Source organism: Neobacillus endophyticus (assembly GCF_013248975.1).
GTDB lineage: Bacteria > Bacillota > Bacilli > Bacillales > Cytobacillaceae > Neobacillus > Neobacillus endophyticus.
The window spans coordinates 532,101-550,806 of sequence record NZ_JABRWH010000001.1 but is presented as its reverse complement, the minus strand read 5'-3'; the positions used below and the strand labels follow the sequence as shown (position 1 = coordinate 550,806).

The 18,706-nt window shown below is 39.4% G+C and carries 24 protein-coding genes; 19 read left to right on the top strand and 5 right to left on the bottom strand.

The genetic code is table 11. From position 1 onward, the window contains the following. Positions 1-135: 135 nt before the first annotated feature. A complete protein-coding gene (locus tag HPT25_RS02715) occupies positions 136-645 on the bottom strand; it encodes a phosphatidylglycerophosphatase A family protein (protein ID WP_173059571.1) in 510 nt (169 codons plus the stop codon). Between the two features lie 173 nt (positions 646-818). On the opposite strand from HPT25_RS02715, the gene yutH reads away from it, so the two are divergent. After that, positions 819-1,829: a spore coat putative kinase YutH gene (yutH, locus tag HPT25_RS02710; RefSeq protein WP_173059568.1), complete on the top strand. Its 1,011-nt coding sequence runs from the start codon at positions 819-821 to the stop codon at positions 1,827-1,829. Between the two features lie 40 nt (positions 1,830-1,869). On the opposite strand, the gene HPT25_RS02705 is transcribed toward yutH, so the two are convergent. Continuing rightward, positions 1,870-2,160, bottom strand: a complete 291-nt coding sequence (locus tag HPT25_RS02705) for a NifU family protein (protein ID WP_173059565.1) — start codon at positions 2,158-2,160, stop codon at positions 1,870-1,872. An 86-nt stretch (positions 2,161-2,246) separates the two neighbouring features. Between HPT25_RS02705 and HPT25_RS02700 the strand changes: the two genes are divergently transcribed. Then, the gene (locus HPT25_RS02700; protein ID WP_173059562.1) at positions 2,247-2,570 is read left to right on the top strand and encodes a YuzD family protein; all 324 of its coding nucleotides are present in this window, start codon (positions 2,247-2,249) and stop codon (positions 2,568-2,570) included. 189 nt (positions 2,571-2,759) lie between these two features. On the opposite strand, the gene HPT25_RS02695 is transcribed toward HPT25_RS02700, so the two are convergent. Then, complete coding sequence (locus HPT25_RS02695) at positions 2,760-3,827, bottom strand: NAD(P)/FAD-dependent oxidoreductase (protein ID WP_173059559.1); 1,068 nt, start codon at positions 3,825-3,827, stop codon at positions 2,760-2,762. Between the two features lie 265 nt (positions 3,828-4,092). On the opposite strand from HPT25_RS02695, the gene HPT25_RS02690 reads away from it, so the two are divergent. Next, entirely contained in the window at positions 4,093-4,332 is a 240-nt protein-coding gene (locus HPT25_RS02690) for a YuzB family protein (protein ID WP_173059556.1), read from the top strand. A 145-nt stretch (positions 4,333-4,477) separates the two neighbouring features. Beyond that, positions 4,478-4,843 (top strand): HesB/IscA family protein, encoded by a 366-nt coding sequence (locus HPT25_RS02685; RefSeq protein ID WP_173059553.1) that lies wholly within the window; start codon positions 4,478-4,480, stop codon positions 4,841-4,843. A gap of 37 nt (positions 4,844-4,880) precedes the next feature. Here HPT25_RS02685 and HPT25_RS02680 read toward each other — a convergent pair whose 3' ends face one another. After that, positions 4,881-5,879, bottom strand: coding sequence for an NAD(P)/FAD-dependent oxidoreductase (locus HPT25_RS02680; protein ID WP_173059550.1), 999 nt, complete (start codon positions 5,877-5,879; stop codon positions 4,881-4,883). 463 nt (positions 5,880-6,342) lie between these two features. Here HPT25_RS02680 and HPT25_RS02675 point away from each other — a divergent pair, with 463 nt between their 5' ends. The 9 genes from HPT25_RS02675 to kapD all read left to right on the top strand — a co-directional run bounded on the left by HPT25_RS02675 (position 6,343) and on the right by kapD (position 12,894). After that, positions 6,343-7,560, top strand: coding sequence for an NAD(P)/FAD-dependent oxidoreductase (locus tag HPT25_RS02675; RefSeq protein ID WP_173059547.1), 1,218 nt, complete (start codon positions 6,343-6,345; stop codon positions 7,558-7,560). A gap of 235 nt (positions 7,561-7,795) precedes the next feature. After that, positions 7,796-7,924 (top strand): YuiA family protein, encoded by a 129-nt coding sequence (locus HPT25_RS02670; RefSeq protein ID WP_173059544.1) that lies wholly within the window; start codon positions 7,796-7,798, stop codon positions 7,922-7,924. A 130-nt stretch (positions 7,925-8,054) separates the two neighbouring features. After that, positions 8,055-8,378, top strand: a complete 324-nt coding sequence (locus HPT25_RS02665; RefSeq protein ID WP_173059541.1) for a YuiB family protein — start codon at positions 8,055-8,057, stop codon at positions 8,376-8,378. Positions 8,379-8,514: 136 nt separating this feature from the next. Beyond that, the gene (gene spsC, locus HPT25_RS02660) at positions 8,515-9,123 is read left to right on the top strand and encodes a stationary phase survival protein SpsC (RefSeq protein WP_173059538.1); all 609 of its coding nucleotides are present in this window, start codon (positions 8,515-8,517) and stop codon (positions 9,121-9,123) included. Positions 9,124-9,211: 88 nt separating this feature from the next. Further along, positions 9,212-9,592, top strand: a complete 381-nt coding sequence (locus tag HPT25_RS02655) for a DUF309 domain-containing protein (RefSeq protein ID WP_173059535.1) — start codon at positions 9,212-9,214, stop codon at positions 9,590-9,592. Between the two features lie 51 nt (positions 9,593-9,643). Continuing rightward, complete coding sequence (locus HPT25_RS02650) at positions 9,644-11,149, top strand: leucyl aminopeptidase (protein WP_173059532.1); 1,506 nt, start codon at positions 9,644-9,646, stop codon at positions 11,147-11,149. Between the two features lie 203 nt (positions 11,150-11,352). Further along, on the top strand, positions 11,353-11,568 hold the full coding sequence (locus tag HPT25_RS02645; protein ID WP_173058269.1) for a hypothetical protein: 216 nt from the start codon (positions 11,353-11,355) through the stop codon (positions 11,566-11,568). 130 nt (positions 11,569-11,698) lie between these two features. After that, entirely contained in the window at positions 11,699-12,082 is a 384-nt protein-coding gene (locus HPT25_RS02640) for a hotdog fold thioesterase (RefSeq protein ID WP_173059529.1), read from the top strand. Positions 12,083-12,270: 188 nt separating this feature from the next. Beyond that, entirely contained in the window at positions 12,271-12,894 is a 624-nt protein-coding gene (kapD, locus tag HPT25_RS02635; protein WP_173059526.1) for a 3'-5' exonuclease KapD, read from the top strand. A gap of 38 nt (positions 12,895-12,932) precedes the next feature. On the opposite strand, the gene kapB is transcribed toward kapD, so the two are convergent. Then, positions 12,933-13,316, bottom strand: coding sequence for a kinase-associated lipoprotein KapB (gene kapB, locus HPT25_RS02630; RefSeq protein WP_173059523.1), 384 nt, complete (start codon positions 13,314-13,316; stop codon positions 12,933-12,935). Positions 13,317-13,463: 147 nt separating this feature from the next. Here kapB and HPT25_RS02625 point away from each other — a divergent pair, with 147 nt between their 5' ends. From HPT25_RS02625 to gnd, 6 genes are all read left to right on the top strand, one after another. Continuing rightward, a complete protein-coding gene (locus HPT25_RS02625; protein WP_173070825.1) occupies positions 13,464-14,165 on the top strand; it encodes a peptidylprolyl isomerase in 702 nt (233 codons plus the stop codon). A gap of 88 nt (positions 14,166-14,253) precedes the next feature. Next, a complete protein-coding gene (locus HPT25_RS02620; protein WP_173059520.1) occupies positions 14,254-14,463 on the top strand; it encodes a hypothetical protein in 210 nt (69 codons plus the stop codon). A gap of 242 nt (positions 14,464-14,705) precedes the next feature. Continuing rightward, positions 14,706-15,230: a superoxide dismutase family protein gene (locus HPT25_RS02615; protein WP_173059517.1), complete on the top strand. Its 525-nt coding sequence runs from the start codon at positions 14,706-14,708 to the stop codon at positions 15,228-15,230. A 151-nt stretch (positions 15,231-15,381) separates the two neighbouring features. Beyond that, complete coding sequence (locus tag HPT25_RS02610; RefSeq protein ID WP_173059515.1) at positions 15,382-15,771, top strand: polyadenylate binding domain-containing protein; 390 nt, start codon at positions 15,382-15,384, stop codon at positions 15,769-15,771. Between the two features lie 126 nt (positions 15,772-15,897). Continuing rightward, positions 15,898-17,106, top strand: a complete 1,209-nt coding sequence (locus HPT25_RS02605; protein ID WP_376767969.1) for an alanyl-tRNA editing protein — start codon at positions 15,898-15,900, stop codon at positions 17,104-17,106. Between the two features lie 176 nt (positions 17,107-17,282). Further along, complete coding sequence (gene gnd / locus HPT25_RS02600; RefSeq protein WP_173059510.1) at positions 17,283-18,692, top strand: NADP-dependent phosphogluconate dehydrogenase; 1,410 nt, start codon at positions 17,283-17,285, stop codon at positions 18,690-18,692. The last annotated feature ends 14 nt before the right edge of the window (positions 18,693-18,706 follow it).

Here is an 18,706-nt window from a genome sequence, read left to right as displayed (position 1 = left end):
AACGTTCCAATCATTAGGCATAAGTGCACTAAGGAATGCTTCGTGGGCATTAACTTCGCATTCGAAAAGCTGTGCTTTTCGGCGAATTACGCCTCTGTCTTCGCCCTAGCGGCCTCGGCAGTCTGCGAGTTTTCTTTACGTTTCCTTATCCACACCTGCAGCCCTGTGCGCAAGCCGGCTTGAAGCCGCTGCAGCAATTGCTCCTACGATGTCATCTAGAAAAGTATGGCATTCTCCTGTTGATTTATCATTTAGCCGTGCTAAGATTCCTGGCTTTTGTTTGTCAACATAGCCGTAATTGGTAAATCCGATTGATCCATATACATTTACAATAGCAAAAGCAAGAATTTCATCGATGCCATACAGACTTTCATCTGTTTCAATGATAGATTGAAGCGGTTCCTCCAGCATTTTTTTCTCTGCCAATACATCCAATTGGATCCCGGTGATAATCGCGTTTTGCACCTCTCTTTTGGATAGGACGCGTTCCACATTCGCAATGCAATCCTCAATTTTTAAATTTTTATGATACTTTTCCTGTAAGTAATAGACTAAATCAGCAATATCGCGAATCTCAACGCCTCTTTCTTTGAGCCATTTTCTTGCTGTTTCTTCTGTCAGATTTACAATATTATGATCTGCCATATCTAATCACCTTTTCTTTGGTTTTCCACTATATTTATACTCCTTTCCATAACATATGCAATTTTTACAAAATCATTTCCTTTCGAATCACTTCTTTCCTGCTCGATCAACAATATTTCTAATTCCCTTTCATATACTTGTTTTAAGATGTAGAGGAAGGTTGAGGTGGCAGAATGCTTCAGAAAATGCTTGAGACGCAATACGGGATTACAGCACAGGAACAAATTAAGCTGGATCGTTTTGACGCATTAACAGGGAATGGATGGTTATATATTATCTCTAAGCCTTTGGGCAGAGAAGAAGAGGATTTGACAGAGCTTGAGAAGATATCCCGTCATTTAAGAGATTATGGGGATCAAAATGCGCCTATGTTCTTACAGTCGAAGGATGGGAAATTCGTGACTACATGGGAACAGACGCAATATTGTGTCTTGGCCAATCGCAAGGTAGAACAGCAGAAAAGGATGAAACTGGGCAGGAAATTAGCAAGATTCCATGAGCGCGGCAGGCAAGTCCCATTTCAGGTAGAACGCTCAAGCAGAATTGGGCAATGGAAAGGGCTGTGGGAAAAGCGGCTGGAGCAAATGGAGAAGGTATGGAATGGTCTATTGTTTCAAACACCTGAGAATGAATTCGAGCAATTATTTATCGAATCGTTTCCCTATTACATGGGATTAACAGAAAACGCCATTCAGTATCTTGTGGACACAGAAATAGATATTGAACCCTCTGAAACCGATAACGGGACGGTATGTCATGAACGATTCAACCAAAAAACCTGGGCATCCAATCCCTATTTTATCAAAAATCCATTCGATTGGGTTTTCGATCATCGGAGCCGTGATTTGGCTGAGTGGACAAGGGAAAGGTATTTTCATAACAACCAAACCTATGATGTGGATGTAAAAGGATTTTTTGATGAATATCAAAGTATTTCACCATTGTCTCCATTTTCCTGGAGGCTGTTATACTCACGCTTAATCTTCCCGCTTCATTATTTTGAATGTATTGAGAATTATTATAGTACCCAATCTGAGCAGGGAAGAAAGCTGTTGGAGGAGCAATTAGGGAAAATAATAAGACAATCATCAGAGTATGAAAAATTTTTAGCTGGGTTTTATCCTGTTTCAGGTGCACCGATTCATCTTTTAAATCTTCCGCAGCTCGAATGGTTATACCAATAAAAATAAAAAGCGATTGCCGTATTAGGCAATCGCTAATTTTTCAGAATACTTGTTCTACTTCTTGAACACCCGGAACCTCTTCTAAAAGAGCTCTTTCAATTCCGGCTTTAAGGGTGATGGTAGAGCTTGGACATGAACCGCAGGCACCTAGCAAACGCAGTTTCACAATACCATCCTCAACATCAACTAATTCGCAATCCCCGCCATCGCGAAGAAGAAATGGACGCAATTTATCTAATACTTCTTGTACTTGTTCAACTATTTCACGGTTTTCCATTTGATCGACTCCTTTCCTAATCATATTATACTGACATTGGCGGTGAAAATCCATTATCGAAACATATGTTGAGAAAACATTTTCTTCTTTTTTAGTATGTGAATATTGTAAACTAAAAGAAAAACGTTAGGGATGGTTATATGGAATTTTCAGAAGTGGAAATTGTTCTTTACGGTGCTGAGCAAGTGTGTCCAAGCTGTGTGAACCTGCCCTCTTCAAAAGAAACCACTGAATGGCTTGAAGCAGCCATTGCAAGAAAGTTTCCTGGTCAGCCTTTTAAAATTACCTATGTGGATATTCACCAGCCGCCAGAGGAATGGGCAAAATCTCAATTTGCAAAAAGAGTCATTGAAGAAGACATGTTCTATCCAGTAGTCGTTATTAAGGATAAAGTGGTTGGAGAAGGGAATCCTCGGCTTAAAACCATTTTTTCTGAACTAGAGAAGTATGGTTATAAAGCATAAAAAAACACCAAATTGTAAGATGATGCTTCTTATGAGAGAGGCACTAGATGAATCAAATCACTTTTATTCTGTTCTATTTCTTATGAATAACAAAAGTTTAACCATAAAAATAGGCAGCTTCAGCTCCGATAAGTATCGGGCTTAAGCTGCCTTAGAAAACAATTAGATCAAGAGGAACTCTCTTTTATCTTATCCATTATGGAACTTATACATCCAAAGAACACCGGATTTTAGCAGTCTTGCTACCCGTCCTGTAATCGCACGGTCTGCCATCATTCCGAATCCATGCTTTTTACCAAGGGAACCAAGAACACCTTTTAACTTAATTGGCGGGAATGAAGCAGGTGGTTCTTCGCCGTTCCAACGCTTCTTTAAAACCTCGACAATTTGAACAGCTTGCCCTTCTGCAAGCTGGGCACTTGGTGCATGCGGCAGACTTGCGCAGTCTCCAAGAATGAAAATGTGTTCATCTTCTGGTAAATAATGTTGAGGAGTGATGACCATTCTGCCTGAACGGTCCTTTTCCCCTTCGATTTCCTGTACAATCTTATTGGCTTGAATCCCGGCAGTCCAGACAATAACGTCGCAATGGATTGGCTGATCATTATTGTAAAGAGTATTTTCCTCAACCTTTGTGATATTGGAATTGTTAATAATCTCAACATTATGGTCGACAAACCAATTTTCAACGTATTTACTTAATCTGTCAGGGAAGGCAGAGAGAATGTGTTTTCCTCGGTCGAATAATTTAATGTTAAGATCCTTACGACTCTCACTTAGTTCACTGGCAAGCTCTACACCGCTAAGACCAGCTCCAACAATGCCAACAACGGAACCAGGGCCCAAATTGTTTAATGCTTGATAGGTTTCACGGGACTTTCCGATACTTTGAATGCTATAGGTGAATTGTTCGGCACCCGGTACTCCATGATAATTGTCTTCGCATCCTAAAGCGATCACTAAGTCATCATAGTGAATGGATTCATCGTCTTGTAATTCTACTGTTTGCGCTTTCTTATTTACACCAATAACTTCTCCATATTTTACTTTAAGCTGTGGATGTTCCGGAAAAGCAACGCGTACATGTACGTCAGAAATGGTTCCAGCAGCCAAGGCATAGTACTCTGTCTTTAAGCAATGATATGGAACACGATCCACAAGTGTAATCATGACATCTTCAGGCAGATTGTTTGGAAGAAGTTCGTTTAGCATCTTCATTCCGCCGTAGCCGCCGCCAAGAATAACAAGGTTTTTCATTTCATATTCCCCTTTTTTAAACAGTCCAAATGATTTTTTGATTGGCTTATTTTGTGCAAAAAAGTAACGAGTCAGTTCATGAAACTTATTGGAAAATAATTAGTAAAAAATGTTCTGTCTTTACACACATCAAGTATGAGTATAGCTAAAATATGTCGAAATAACAACAATTATCTTGGTTTCCTTGACATAAATATTATTACCATGGTAATTGACGAATTTTGCCCAATAGAGTAGGATTGATAGTTAGTGGAGAGGTGAAAGCATGTTTAAGCCGATCATTGAATTTTGCATTAGTAATCTGGCCAGCGGTGCACAAAAAGCACGTGAAATCTTAGAAAAAGATTCCAACTTGGACATTATCGAATATGGATGTCTTGGTTATTGTGGTATTTGTGCTTCTTCTCTTTATGCGCTTGTAAACGGTGAAGTCGTTAAAGGCAGCACACCAGAAGAGCTGGTCGATCATATTTATCAATACTTGGAAGAAAATCCAATGTTTTAAGGGAGCGGAAATGCTCCCTTTTTATATCCTTTTGTTATTTTTGATATAGCTGTGCCTTGACAAAAAATGAGTAAACATATGAGTTGAGGGTGCGGCATGAACTGTATATACTATATTAAAAGCCTCAAAAGTAGGAGGAAATCGAATGAGTCAAAATATAATTTTCTTAACCGAAGCAGCATCACTGCAAATTAAAGATATGATGAAACATAATGAAGAAGAAGACGCCTATTTGCGTGTGGGTGTAAAAGGCGGGGGGTGCAGCGGCTTATCTTACGGGATGAGCTTCGAACACGAAGTAAAGGAAGATGACTTCAAGTTCGAACAATTTGGAATTAAAATTCTTGTCGATAAAGAAAGTGCACCGATTATAAAAGGAACCAAAATTGATTATAAACAATCCATGATGGGCGGCGGATTTACGATTGAAAATCCGAACGCGATTGCCTCATGTGGCTGCGGTTCATCGTTCCGTACAGCAACAGAAGCCGGAACTCCGGAAGAATGCTAGTAGAAAAGGCGTCCCTAAATCAGGGGACGCCTTTATATTATTTATCGAAAATGGAAGAGCTGTGCAGCGGCTGAATTTTTGCTTTAGGATCCATGAATGCTTTAGCGTTATTTACAGCGGTAGGTGCTTCGCCAAATCCGCAGGCAATTAATTTAACTTTTCCTTCGTAAGTGCAAATATCTCCTGCAGCATAAATACCGGGAATATTTGTTTCCATTTTCGAATTGACCACAATGGCATTCTTTTCGATTTGCAGGCCCCACTCTTTAATAGGCCCTAGGGAAGAAACGAACCCGTAGTTGCAAATAACGGCATCAGCATCGATGGTCTCTTTGGCTTCTCCGTTAACACCTTCAAGGACCACTTTCTTTACGCCTGTTTCATCTCCAATTAATTCGTCTGGTACATATGGTGTCTTTACCGCAACTTTTGATTTGTAGAGATTTTCTACTGAATGCTCATGGGCCCGAAATTTATCACGGCGATGGACAATGGTCACTTTCTCCGCAATCGGTTCAAGCATTAATGCCCAGTCCACTGCTGAATCCCCGCCGCCAAAAACAATTACTTTTTGGCCAGAGAATTTATTTAAATCCTCAATGAAATAATGAAGGTTCTTCTTTTCATATTGTGCCGCGCTTTCCAACTCCAGACGACGAGGCTGGAAAGCACCATTTCCCGCAGTTATAATGACCGTTTTTGTATAATGTACTTCTTTATCAGTTGTTAATTTAAATGTCCCATCTTCTTGCTTTTGCAACTTTTCAACGGACTGCTCTAGGACAATTGTTGGTTCAAATTTGGACATTTGTTTTTTCAAATTATTGACTAACTCTTGAGCGCGAATTTTTGGAAAACCAGCTACATCATAAATATATTTTTCAGGATAAAGCGCAGATAATTGACCGCCAAGCTGCGGCAAGCTTTCAATAATTTTGACTGAAGCTTGTCTCATACCCCCATAAAAAGCCGTGAACAGACCAACGGGGCCTCCGCCGATAATCGTAATGTCATAAACTTTTTGATCTTCTTGCACTACGTATCCCCTCCACTAGTAGTAAGAGTTCCATTCTTTAATATTATCATAAAAGTCAAAAAATTCATTACGTTTTTCTGGGGAAAACATTTATCAAATAGGATTGAAAATCACTTTAACAGAATTTTTAGTATAAAAAGGATTGGTTTTTAAGAAATTTTATAAAAAAAATATGCGAAAACCGCTTGAAAATAAGCTTAAAGTAGCATAAGATGTATTGTGGATATATTGTTAAGATTTAGTGACAAAATAAGCACATTTATTTGAACGGCTTATTTTCATTTATGCAACTTAGTGAAATGGTGAACTTTTTCCATTTGCTTGAAATGTGCAGTCATTCCTCTAATTGTACTCTAGTTCGTGAAGTATATCACAAACGTTTTCTTGCTAAGTAAAATAAAAATGAGTAAAGCAGTGGAAGATAAAAAAAAGAGGATATAAAAAAAAGGTGGATGTGATTACATTGAGAAAGCCTAAAATAGTTATTCTTGGTGCCGGATATGGCGGATTAATGACAGCAGTAAGGTTACAAAAGCATGTAGGAGTTAATGAAGCAGATATCGTCTTAGTCAATAAAAATGACTATCATTACGAAACAACATGGTTACATGAGGCATCTGCTGGTACGCTGCACCATGATAAAGTTCGATATGATATCCGTGATGTCATTGACCGAAATAAGGTTGAGTTTGTTCAAGGAACTGTAGTTGAAATCAAGAAAGATGAAAATAAAGTTTTATTAGAAAACGGCGAAATCGACTATGATTACTTGGTTGTTGCTCTTGGCGGCGAGCCGGAAACTTTTGGCATCAAAGGTTTAAAAGAATATGCATTTGGTATTACGAACGTGAACTCTTCAAGACAAATGCGTGAACATATTGAATACCAATTCGCAACCTATAACATGGAAGAAGAGAAAGACGAAAATCGCTTAACAATCGTGGTTGGCGGTGCCGGCTTTACCGGAATTGAATTCTTAGGTGAATTAACAAACCGGATTCCTGAATTATGCCATGAATATGATGTTGATTCACATAAAGTAAAAATCATTTGTGTTGAAGCAGCTCCGACTGTATTACCAGGATTTGACCCAGAATTAGTTCAATACGCAGTTTCCACATTAGAGCGTAAAGGCGTAGAGTTTTTAATTGGCACTGCCATTAAAGAAGCTACTCCTGAGGGTATTATAGTGGCGAAGGGCGATGAAGAACCACGTGAAATTAAAGCTGGTACTGTTGTCTGGGCAGCGGGTGTACGTGGAAGCTCCATTATTGAAAAGTCCGGCTTTGAAGCAATGCGCGGACGTGTAAAAGTTCAGCCTGACCTTCGTGTACCTGGTATGGATAATGTATTCGTTATTGGCGACAGCTCACTTGTCATCAATGAAGAAATTAACCGTCCATATCCACCGACTGCACAAATTTCCATGCAGCAAGGCGAATGCTGTGCACGTAACATTGCTGCATTAATTCGTAATAAAACGGAGTTGGAAACCTTTAAGTTTGACAACAAAGGTACAGTTTGCTCCCTTGGTGAGCATGATGCTATTGGCGTTGTATTCGGTAAAAAGGTAACAGGTACAAAAGCTTCCTTCATGAAGAAAATGGTTGATAACCGTGCTCTATACATGATTGGCGGGGTTGGCCTTGTATTTAAAAAAGGAAAATTTAATGTTCTATAATTAGTTAATGGATAAGGCAGCAATGAGAGGAAAAACCTCTTATTGCTGCCTTTTTTGTTTTTTTGTCCATTGTTTTTGAATTTTTAGAAAATTTAAGTGTTAACAAGAAAATAGAAGATAAAAGGCGATGTATCCGTTTTCTTATAGGTTTTTTGCTTAATTTTAGGCCTTTTCTTTTAAGAGAATTCTTGTTATATTATCAGAATATTAAGTTAATATAAAAGGAGGAGTTAAGATGACTGTTAAGAGTCTTGATACGAAAAAATGTGATTACTGTTCTGGAACAGGTTATTTTCAATTATTACTTGGGGGTTCTGAAACTTGTTCATCCTGTGAGGGAACGGGTAAGAAAAAGGAGTCTTAAAAATGATAAGAGAGCGGCGGTAAGCTTCTTCGAATATTTTCGAAGGGCTATTTTTTTGCATTTATTTGGTTGACTCCATATGTTCCATTAAGTAGACTAAAATTGGATGGATAAAGGAGGAATTTTTGCCATGCACATGAGCATTGTGGTCCTGATGATATCAATCGTACTTTTTTTTGTATTATTTTTTGGAATCGGTTTTATTTTAAATATGCTGCTAAGAATGTCATGGGTAATGGTAACGGTTTATCCGATTTTTGTTATTTTCATTATTGATAAAGTTCCTTTTAGTGAATATTTTACAAATACAAAAGCAGCTTTTCTTGATTTGGGCCATAGGGTGGTCTCTTTGGCGGCAGCAGATATTATCATTCTGTCAAGCGGCTTGGCAGGGGCAATTACTGCCGGTTTTACCATCAAGCTATTAAGAAAAAGCGGCTATCAAATGTTTTAAGACTTACTGCCATTTTGCAGCAAGTCTTTTTATTTTTCCAACTGAATTTTGGTTTTATTCAGGAAAAAATATCCTCTTTTTAATGAATATTTCATCCCATCTTGGGAATGAATATTTTGGAGGAGTGAAAAATTTGATGAATAAGATCAACAAGTGGACAAAACGAATTACGATGAGCTTACTATTTATCATGGCATTAATCGCGACGTTTCAGTCCATTTCTGGTGTAAAAGCACAAGAATTATTTTCACAAATGGTGCATAAGATATCGGCAATTGAAACTGTCTCTGGAACAGCTGTTTCTCTGGAGAATGCAATTGATTGGTCTAAATATCCCAAATTTACTGTAACAGCAACAGGCTACACAGCGGGGGCTGAATCGACTGGTAAAAGTAAAGGACATCCTGAATATGGTATTACTTATTCAGGTGTTAAAGTCAAGCGGGATTTATTCTCGACCATCGCAGCCGATTTATCCGTTTTCCCAATTGGCACCATCCTATTTATTCCTGGATACGGCTATGGGGTTGTAGCCGATAAAGGTGGGGCGATTAAAGGCGAACATCTTGACTTATATTATGAAACCGTCCATGATGTCTATAGTCAATGGGGAAAGAAAAAGCTGGATGTATATGTTGTTCAAAAAGGAAATGGAACATTAACAGAAGGACAGCTGCGAGCACTTAATGAAGATAAATCCATGCAAGTATTTCGCCAGCAATATATGAAATCTGAAAAAAGATAGAAAAACAGGCGCAGTTGCCTGTTTTTTATTATGTCATTTTTCTTTAAAATAATGATGAACAATGAAGAAATTAAAGGGGAAACAAACCATGGATGATTATCCGCTGGAGTACTTTGAGTTTTTTGTTAGTTTTAATGAGGGAGATTATTACACATGCCACGATCTCCTTGAAGAGATGTGGATGACTGATAAATCTAATCTATTCTTAAAGGGGCTGCTGCAAATGAGTGTGGCTATTTATCATTATGAATATGGGAATGTCAAAGGAGCACGGGTCATGATGGAAACAGCTTACCGTTATTTGCAGGAGTATCGTCCGAAATATTGGGGACTCGATTTAGAGAAAGTTTATCCGTTTATAGAGAAAAGTCTGGAGACTTTTCCGAAGGATATCGATCGTGTTCCCTATGAAGCAGCAAATGAACTTCCAAAACTGCCTAAAATATGGCTATATTTAGAAAATGATTAGAAAGTCGAAATAAATAGCCACTTTCGATATAATGAAATGGAGGTGAAAGAAATGTTTGAGATAAAACATGAAATAGATTTGCAGTCAGAGCATGAAGGCTTAATTATTGGGGTTTTTGACAAACCAGAAAAGTTTTCTGGTATCCTGGCAAAATTTGATGAGGCATTTGCTAATCATTTGACAGAACTAACAAAATCCGGTGATCTATCGGCAAAATTAAAAAGTATAACGAAAGTACATAGTTTTGGAAAGATTAGTTCCAAACGAATCTGGTTTGTAGGGCTGGGAAAGGAAAAGGATCTGTCCTTCAATCAGTTAAAAAAAGCGTTTGGCAAGGTGTTTAAAGAAGTAAAGACAAATAAACTATCAGAAGCAGCGATATACTTGGATTCTTTTATTACGGAAAAGCTTGATCATTTAGACGCAGCGCACGCACTTAGTGAAGCGTTTTCATTATCTACCTACGAATTCGCAGGGTATAAACAAAAGTCTAATGAGCCGGAGAAAAGGCTGGAAACATTATTCATCTATTCTGACTATGCAGCGAAGGAAGAAGTACTTGCATCACTACATATAGGCTATGCTTTCGGGAAAGGAACGAATACTGCTAGAACACTTGTGAATACGCCAGGAAATCTGTTAACGGCAACCGACATGGCGGTATATGCAAAAGAGCTTGCTGAAAAATACCAATTTGAGCTGGAAATATTAGATAAACAGGACATTGAAAAGTTGGGAATGGGAGCATTTCTTGCTGTTAACCAAGGGTCTGATGAACCGCCGAAAATGATTGTCTTAAAATATCAAGGGAAGGATGTATGGACAGATGTAATTGGTCTTGTCGGAAAAGGCATTACCTTTGATACCGGAGGCTATTCGATTAAGACAAAAGCAGGTATTGTTGGGATGAAAACGGACATGGGGGGTGCTGCTGCTGTTCTAGGTGCTATGGAAATCATAGGTGAATTAAGACCGGAACAGAACGTGGTTGCCGTTATCCCTTCCACTGATAATATGATTAGTGGTGGTGCATTTAAACCGGATGATGTGATAACATCGATGAGCGGAAAAACAATCGAGGTATTAAATACAGATGCTGAAGGCCGTCTGGTCCTGGCAGATGCCATAACATATGCAAAGCATCATGGTGCAGAGTATTTAATAGATGCGGCCACCTTAACAGGAGGTGTGATTACTGCTCTCGGAGTGAACACAACCGGAGCGATGACCAACCATGAGTTTTTATATGAACAAGTTTTAGAGGCAGCGATGGAAGCTGGAGAACAAATGTGGCAGCTGCCGCTATTTGAAAGTGAAAAGGAACGGGTAAGAAGCAGTAAAGTCGCTGATTTAAACAATTCGCCTGGCAGCGAAGGACATGCAATTGTTGCTGGTGCTTTTATCGGTGAATTTGCAGAGGATACCCCTTGGGTACACTTGGATATTGCCGGAACTGCCACAACATCAAAAGCCCATGAACTTGGACCTGCAGGTGCTACTGGTGTTATGGTGCGTACACTTGCTTTATTTGTGGAAAGGTTTGAGCCAATTAAATAATCATAATAGAGAGAGTCTCGGGTATCCTTACAGAGGCTCTTTCTTGTTAGATCGTTTCTTTCGGGTATAAAGACTGTTCCACTGTTTCGCCTTAAAGAGGCTTGCAATCGGCGAGCTTTTCTTTAAATGCAGCCCACTCCATTTCCTGTTGATTCGCATATGTATTAGTGTAGGCAAGTATACAGGAAAAGGAGGTAAAGCTCATGTACCCTTATCGTAGCCCGTACCCAGTGCCTGATCAAAGATTTGTTGGTGCTCTTTGGGGATGGCCGTTAGCTATAGGAGGACTTAGCTTTTTAGGAGGTTTATTAGGCGGGGGAATTGGTGCTTCCTTTGGAGCGCGGCCATTTTATGGTTATCCACCCTTCGGATATCCGGGGATGGGTTATCCGCCAATGGGATTTCCAGGTTATTATTGAATGCGAAAACAGCTCTTTCTGGAGCTGTTTTTTACATATTTTACGAGCATGATGGGAATGAACAGGAAAAAAAGAAAAAACAGAGAATAAATTAATAAATGAGAAGCGATTTACATATGGAGGGGAAAAAATGATTCAAAATACTTTAATTGAGGCTCTAGGTATTGAAATTACTACTTTGGAAAAAGGAAAGGCTGTCGCAACAATGCCCGTTGATGAACGAACGCGCCAGCCTTTTGGTATCCTTCATGGAGGGGCATCCGTTGCCTTGGCAGAGACAGTTGCTAGTATTGGCGCCTATGAACTTGTAAATCAGGAAACTGAAGCAGTGGCAGGCCTTGAAATTAATGCCAACCATGTTAGGCCGAAATCGGAAGGAATGGTTACCGCTGTCGGAACCGTATTGCATCAAGGTAAAACAACTCAGGTTTGGGATATCAAAATAACGGATGAAATGGACCGCCTTATTTGTGTCTCTAGATGCACAATGGCTGTGATTAAAAGGCATAAATAAAAATATGTGGAATAAGGGGCGGTATTTTTACTTTCCCTTATTTTCTATTGTTATAGAAAAATTAAAAAAATTCGCCATTTATTCATGATATAATGATCGTAAGAAAAATAGCAAAATAGCACAATTTTTTGTACAGGTTTTTCAATATACTGTAGTAAGATTAATTCCATTTTAAAGGTGGTGAGGTAATGAATACAAAGCGGCAATATTTGTTTATTGATTTTGAGTTTACAATGCCAGAACGACACGTCAAAATGAAGGATTTTTTTGCGGAAATAATTGAAGTCGGAATTGTGGCGGTTGTAGGAGATCAAATTACTGAGCAATTTTCCTCTTTTGTTAAGCCGCTAAAATTTCCGAAATTAACTGACCGGTGCAAATCCTTCCTACATATTACACAGCAGCAAGTTGACACGGGATTATCTTTTTACGAATTAATCCAGAAACTGGAGGGATTTAATAAAAGTAATTTAGAAACGACAATTGTCACATGGGGAAATATGGATATGAAGGTACTGCGCCAAAACTGCCTTGCTTCTGGATCACCATTTCCATTCCAGGCAGCGGAATTAGACCTATCCATGGAATATAAGCGTTTCTTTGGCGATCAAAATCAAACAGGCCTTTGGAAAGCTGTACAGGAATATGGCAAGGAGGGGACAGGCCGGCATCACCGGGCGCTTGACGATGCCTTAACTACCTATAATATATTCAAACTAGTGGAAAAGGATAAAAGATATCTGGAAAAACCAAAACCAACTACAATCGGCGATCGTATCGATTTTTCCAAGTTCTTAAATGAGTTCGCATAAAAGGCCAAATCAATTTAACGGATTTGGCCTTGATATGTTTAGGCTTTGAAATATTCCTTTTCCAATGATTCCAGGTTTTTCAGGCTTAATTCCGCCCATTTTGAAGAGTCTTCTGCCAACTCTTGTTTCATTTTAACGACTGCTGATTTTAAGGAATCTAAATAGTCGGGAACTTCTTCAGAAGACGGTTTAACCATTTGTTTTGGGATGTTGGCTTGTTCCCGAAAGCTGAGTGCCTTCCTTTCGTGAAAGAACATCACATCCGCCTCTTTTGGACTGTGTAAATCACCTTGCATAGGATGCTTCATAACCCCAAGAACTCTTACTAAATAATGCTGTGGACGAACATCAGTTATTTCTCCTATATATTTCCCCGTTTTATAAATACCAGTAACAGTTGTCCCAATTTGCAGTTCTTCCATAAACTCATCTCCTTATCACTTTCATTTTATAATGAAAAATAATAAATTTAAAATAGAGTGTAAAAATATTTTCATTTCGTTTAAATTGAAAAATTGGAGGGAAAATAATTGAGAAAGAGCTTACAAATCTTAGCTGTTTTATGCACAATGATTCTATTTCTTGCTGCCTGTGGGACAAGCATGAAAAAGGAAGATACAACACCTAAAACTACTGCATCAAAGACCGAGCAAAAGAAAGGGGATCAAGCAGTGTCAAACGAAGGATATCCTCAGCTTACAAAGGAAGTGGCCGATAAGGATCGGGTGGTAGAGATCGATACATCCGTTGGTTCTATCAAAATAAAATTATTTCCTGAGTATGCTCCTAAAGCAGTGGAGAACTTTGTAACACATAGTGAAAAGGGATATTATAATGGTCTTATCTTTCACCGGGTTATCAAGGATTTCATGATCCAAGGCGGAGATCCGAATGGCGATGGAACAGGCGGAGAAAGCATCTGGGGAGCTCCATTTAAAGATGAGCTTTCCGATCACCTGTTTAATATTCGCGGAGCATTGGCAATGGCTAATTCAGGACCAAATACGAATGGCAGCCAATTCTTTATTGTACAAAATCCAAAACTGGATTCATCGCTGAAAGAACAAATGGAACAGGCTGGATATCCGAAAGAAATAATGGAGGCTTATGAGAAAAATGGTGGGACTCCATGGCTTGACCAGCACTATACCGTATTTGGCCAAGTAATCGAGGGTATGGATGTTGTTGATAAAATTGCGAATACACCTGTTGACGCAAAGGATAAGCCGAAAAAAGACGTAACTATCAAGGCAATAAAGGTTATAAAATAATCGTTGGAAAAAATCGTTAAATTGGTTTGAAACTATTTTTATTGGTATAATTAGTAAAGATCCTTTATGAAAGAAAGGAAGAAAAAAGATGTTTCAAACACTAGTGCTGTCTGATTTCCTGTATTTTCCTCAGGACAAATCAGATTATATTCCAGCGACGATCAGCCTAGCCTTTTTTATGCTTTTAGCCTTTATTACCATGAGGATTATCATCAAAATTTCAAAACGTGAAGAAGAAAAAGCAAAAGAATTCGAGGAACAATTAAAGAAGCGTGATTCCATTCAGGAGAACAGTTAACAAGGTTGACTGTTCTTTTTTTGGCCGATAGGAAAGCATAACATTCTTATCAGGCATAAGTGCACTAAGGAATGCTCCGTGAGCATTAGCCTCACAGTCGAAAAGTTTTGCTTTTCGGCGAACTACGCCTCTGTCTTCTCCCTAACGGGCTCGACAGTTGGTGAGTTTCTTTAGCTTTCTTGTATAATGGAATGTCCCCTGGCTCAAACTATACGCAAATTGCCGATTTGAGGAGGGTGCGTATGAAGAAAAGCTGGATTTTGATTCCGTTGTTGCTTCTTTCCGGTTGTATGAAAGCTGACATCACCCATATGAATGTTAAAATGATCGATGCAAAAGGGAAAGCACTTGGGACCATACAACTAGCCGAGCAGGCAAGAGGCGTTAAACTATCAGTGGACCTAAAGGGGCTTCCTCCAGGCGTTCATGCTCTGCATATTCATGAAAAAGGAAAATGTATGGCACCATCATTTAAAGCTGCAGGGAAACATTTAAACCCAGAGGATAAAAAACATGGTCTGCTCAATCCTGCGGGAGCCCATGCAGGAGATCTCCCCAACTTAACCGTAGATGATGAAGGGGCTGTAAAAGTTGATGTAATGGCTCCAAATGTCACGATGAAGGAAGGAGAAATGAATACATTATTAACAAAAGATGGAACAGCCCTCATCCTTACAACGAAAAAAGATGACGGTATGTCGCAGCCGGATGGCCATTCTGGCAAAGGTATTGCCTGCGGGGAAATTTCAAAAAACAATCAAAAATAACGGCCGGCTAGATAGTCTTATATCATCTGCTTAAAGGGTTTATTCCTATTATGGGAATAGCCCATTTTTATTTTTATAGGTGAAAACCTAAGCTTATCCAAATAGTGAGACATACACTAAACTTGAAGACGACTATTAGGAGGCGAATTACATGGAAAAAAGACAATATTCCGGCGGTTTCCCAGGGCAAACGGGCTTTCCGCAGACAGGATATCCTCACATGACAGGCGGCTATCCTCAAACAGGCTATCCGCAAATGGGTGGCTACCCGCAAACAGGATTTCCCCACATGATGGGAGGTCATCCACCATATGGTCCTGCATATGGGTATTATCACCATCACCATCATTATCCAGGATATCCATATGGTGCAACAACCCCACAACAAGGACATCCCTTCGGTGCAACAGCTCCACAACCAGGGCACACATTTGGTGGAACAACTCCACAAACAGGATTACCGTCAGGAATGACTGGTTTCCCGCCAAGCAGCCAAACACAAATGCCAGGACAATTTCCGCAGCGTAAAGGAAAGAAATAATTCATTTAAAATCATCTCAAGTGACCTGTTCCTTCTACCTTAAGGAACAGGTCGTTATTCTTCCTTGATTTATTTGTAATTTTTGCCGAAAATGATTTTAGCAATGTAAATTTGAAGCAAATGGAGATGCACTGCATGGAGTATAAAATGTATTATCAAGATGCTTACATAAATTCATTCACGTCCAGACCTGTAAGGCAAGTACAGGATGCAAATGGTGACTGGTATGTTGTTTTGGAAAAAACAGCATTTTATCCGACAGGCGGCGGCCAGCCTCATGATATGGGAAAATTGGATAACAAAAATGTTTTCAATGTGGAAGAAATCGAGGGAGAAATCCGCCATTACCTGAATGAGCCTTTAGATGACATCCGTCAAGAAGTATGTGGAGTGATTGATTGGCAAAGGCGATTTGACCATATGCAGCAGCATACCGGCCAGCATATTTTATCTGCTTCATTCGAACAATTATTTGATTATAACACTGTCAGTTTTCATCTCGGAACGGAAGTCGTTACGATTGACCTTGATACAGAGCAGTTGTCAGAAGCAGAAGCATTACGTGCTGAGGAATTGGCCAATCAAATCATTCTTGAGAACCGAAGAATGGAGACGAAATGGGTGACAGAGGAAGAACTATCACATTACCCGCTTCGTAAAGAAACAAAGGTGAAAGAGAATATCCGTCTTGTCATCATCCCGGATTTTGACTATAACGGCTGCGGAGGAACACACCCGAAAACCACTGGTGAGGTTCGAGCGATTAAAATATTAGCTTGGGAACGGCAGAGGAAAAAAGTACGTGTACAGTTTGTATGCGGTGAACGAGTCATCCGCCAGCTCGAACAGAAGCAAAGGGTGCTGCTTGCCTTAACAAAACTGCTGAATACACCGGAAATGGAGATGGAAAATGCTGTTCAGCGCCTGCTCGATCATCATAAATCATTAGAGAAGACAATCGAACAAGAACATGACAAGCTTTTAACCTATGAAGCAAAGGAACTTTTGGGGGGGAATTGTTCCATTGTCGGCGAGGTTTTTCAAGATCGCTCTATTCAAGAGCTGCAAAAACTGGCACGTCTTTTGACCTCAGAAAGGGAGGACGTTATCGTGATTCTTGTGTCAGAGCATGAGGCACAGCTTCAGCTTGTCTGTGCAAGAGGAACGGGCAGAACAGAAAGCATGAAAGTCTTAATGAACACTGCATTACCTCTGATCAATGGTAAAGGCGGCGGAAATGAAACATTCGCTCAAGGCGGAGGAACAAAACAACTTTCAGGCATACAAATGCTTGAACACTTAATGAAAATGCTGACAGCGGCCTCTGCTACTTAAAGCAGGCTGGGTTAAATCAAAAGTCACGTTTAACATAGTCTTAAAAATAGAATGAACTCTTTTTTTCGGCAAATAATAATAGGAGCACAGTATTAAAAAGTTGTTTGAAATATTTTTTCATATATAATGTAGGTTGTGAGAAAAATTATTTAAATAGTCTGAAGGGATGATTTAGATTGGCAAAGCAGCAAATTGGCGTTGTCGGTGTCGGCGTAATGGGTAGAAGCCTTGCATTAAACTTTGAAAGCAAAGGGTTCTCCGTGGCTGTTTACGACATATCTGCAGAAAAAGTAAATGAGATTCTCGAGCATAATAAAGGAAAAAATATAATTGGAACTGCGAACACTGAAGAGTTTGTTCAATCCTTAGAGTCTCCACGCAAAATTATGTTAATGGTAAATGCAGGAGTGATTACGGATAAAGCAATTCAATCACTTGTTCCATATTTGGACAAAGGAGATATTTTAATTGATGGCGGAAATACCTTTTTCCAAGACACGATCCGCCGAAATAAAGAACTTGCTGAAAAGGGGATCCTCTTTATCGGCGCTGGTGTATCCGGCGGTGAAGAAGGAGCGCTGAAAGGTCCAGCAATTATGCCGAGTGGTCAAAAAGAAGCGTATGAAGCAGCCGGTCCGCTGTTGACGGAAATTTCAGCAAAAGTAAACGGAGATCCATGTTGTACATATATTGGACCAGATGGTGCCGGGCACTATGTGAAAATGGTTCATAATGGAATCGAATATGGGGACATGCAGCTTATTTGCGAATCCTACCATTTAATGAAATCGATCCTTGGCTTATCTGTTGAAGAATTGCATCATGTTTTCCAAGAATGGAACAAGGGTGAGCTTGATAGCTACCTGATTGAAATTACGGCAGATATTTTTACAAAAATGGATCCGGAAACAGGCAAGCCGTTGGTGGATGTCATTCTTGATACTGCAGGACAAAAGGGAACTGGAAAATGGACTAGCCAAAGTGCCCTTGATTTAGGTGTTCCATTATCAATGATTACCGAGTCAGTATTTTCACGTTTCCTTTCTGCGATGAAAGAAGAACGTGTAAAGGCCAGCAAATTGTTAAAAGGGCCTAGTGAAAATAAATTTATTGGAACGAAACAAGAATTTATTGAACTAATTCGCAAAACTCTATATTTCAGCAAAATCATATCTTATGCTCAAGGTTTTTCACAATTTAAGGTTGCTTCCGAGGAATATAAATGGAATTTGAAACCAGGGGAAATTGCGAAGATTTTCCGAGGCGGTTGTATTATTCGTGCAGGATTCCTGCAAAATATAATGGATGCCTATGATCGCAACCCGAACTTGGAAAACCTATTGCTTGATACGTATTTCCAATCAATTACCGCTGATTACCAAAATGCAGCAAGGGAAGTTGTGGCTACTGCCATTAAAGCGGGAATTCCTGTTCCAGGTCTTTCAAGCGCTCTCGCTTACTATGACAGCTATCGCTCAGAAGTTCTGCCTGCCAATCTTCTACAAGCGCAAAGGGATTATTTTGGCGCACACACCTATCAGCGCATCGACAAAGAAGGAACCTTCCATACGGAATGGATTGACTAAATATAAGAAACTCA

Bases quoted from the DNA above. Each gene is read 5' to 3' on its own strand.
- HPT25_RS02715 (WP_173059571.1), bottom strand. From the start codon at position 645: ATGGCAGATCATAATATTGTAAATCTGACAGAAGAAACAGCAAGAAAA.
- yutH (WP_173059568.1), top strand. From the start codon at position 819: ATGCTTCAGAAAATGCTTGAGACGCAATACGGGATTACAGCACAGGAA.
- HPT25_RS02705 (WP_173059565.1), bottom strand. From the start codon at position 2,160: ATGGATTTTCACCGCCAATGTCAGTATAATATGATTAGGAAAGGAGTC.
- HPT25_RS02700 (WP_173059562.1), top strand. From the start codon at position 2,247: ATGGAATTTTCAGAAGTGGAAATTGTTCTTTACGGTGCTGAGCAAGTG.
- HPT25_RS02695 (WP_173059559.1), bottom strand. From the start codon at position 3,827: ATGAAAAACCTTGTTATTCTTGGCGGCGGCTACGGCGGAATGAAGATG.
- HPT25_RS02690 (WP_173059556.1), top strand. From the start codon at position 4,093: ATGTTTAAGCCGATCATTGAATTTTGCATTAGTAATCTGGCCAGCGGT.
- HPT25_RS02685 (WP_173059553.1), top strand. From the start codon at position 4,478: ATGAGTCAAAATATAATTTTCTTAACCGAAGCAGCATCACTGCAAATT.
- HPT25_RS02670 (WP_173059544.1), top strand. From the start codon at position 7,796: ATGACTGTTAAGAGTCTTGATACGAAAAAATGTGATTACTGTTCTGGA.
- HPT25_RS02665 (WP_173059541.1), top strand. From the start codon at position 8,055: ATGCACATGAGCATTGTGGTCCTGATGATATCAATCGTACTTTTTTTT.
- spsC (WP_173059538.1), top strand. From the start codon at position 8,515: ATGAATAAGATCAACAAGTGGACAAAACGAATTACGATGAGCTTACTA.
- HPT25_RS02655 (WP_173059535.1), top strand. From the start codon at position 9,212: ATGGATGATTATCCGCTGGAGTACTTTGAGTTTTTTGTTAGTTTTAAT.
- HPT25_RS02650 (WP_173059532.1), top strand. From the start codon at position 9,644: ATGTTTGAGATAAAACATGAAATAGATTTGCAGTCAGAGCATGAAGGC.
- HPT25_RS02645 (WP_173058269.1), top strand. From the start codon at position 11,353: ATGTACCCTTATCGTAGCCCGTACCCAGTGCCTGATCAAAGATTTGTT.
- HPT25_RS02640 (WP_173059529.1), top strand. From the start codon at position 11,699: ATGATTCAAAATACTTTAATTGAGGCTCTAGGTATTGAAATTACTACT.
- kapD (WP_173059526.1), top strand. From the start codon at position 12,271: ATGAATACAAAGCGGCAATATTTGTTTATTGATTTTGAGTTTACAATG.
- kapB (WP_173059523.1), bottom strand. From the start codon at position 13,316: ATGGAAGAACTGCAAATTGGGACAACTGTTACTGGTATTTATAAAACG.
- HPT25_RS02625 (WP_173070825.1), top strand. From the start codon at position 13,464: ATGATTCTATTTCTTGCTGCCTGTGGGACAAGCATGAAAAAGGAAGAT.
- HPT25_RS02620 (WP_173059520.1), top strand. From the start codon at position 14,254: ATGTTTCAAACACTAGTGCTGTCTGATTTCCTGTATTTTCCTCAGGAC.
- HPT25_RS02615 (WP_173059517.1), top strand. From the start codon at position 14,706: ATGAAGAAAAGCTGGATTTTGATTCCGTTGTTGCTTCTTTCCGGTTGT.
- HPT25_RS02610 (WP_173059515.1), top strand. From the start codon at position 15,382: ATGGAAAAAAGACAATATTCCGGCGGTTTCCCAGGGCAAACGGGCTTT.
- HPT25_RS02605 (WP_376767969.1), top strand. From the start codon at position 15,898: ATGCACTGCATGGAGTATAAAATGTATTATCAAGATGCTTACATAAAT.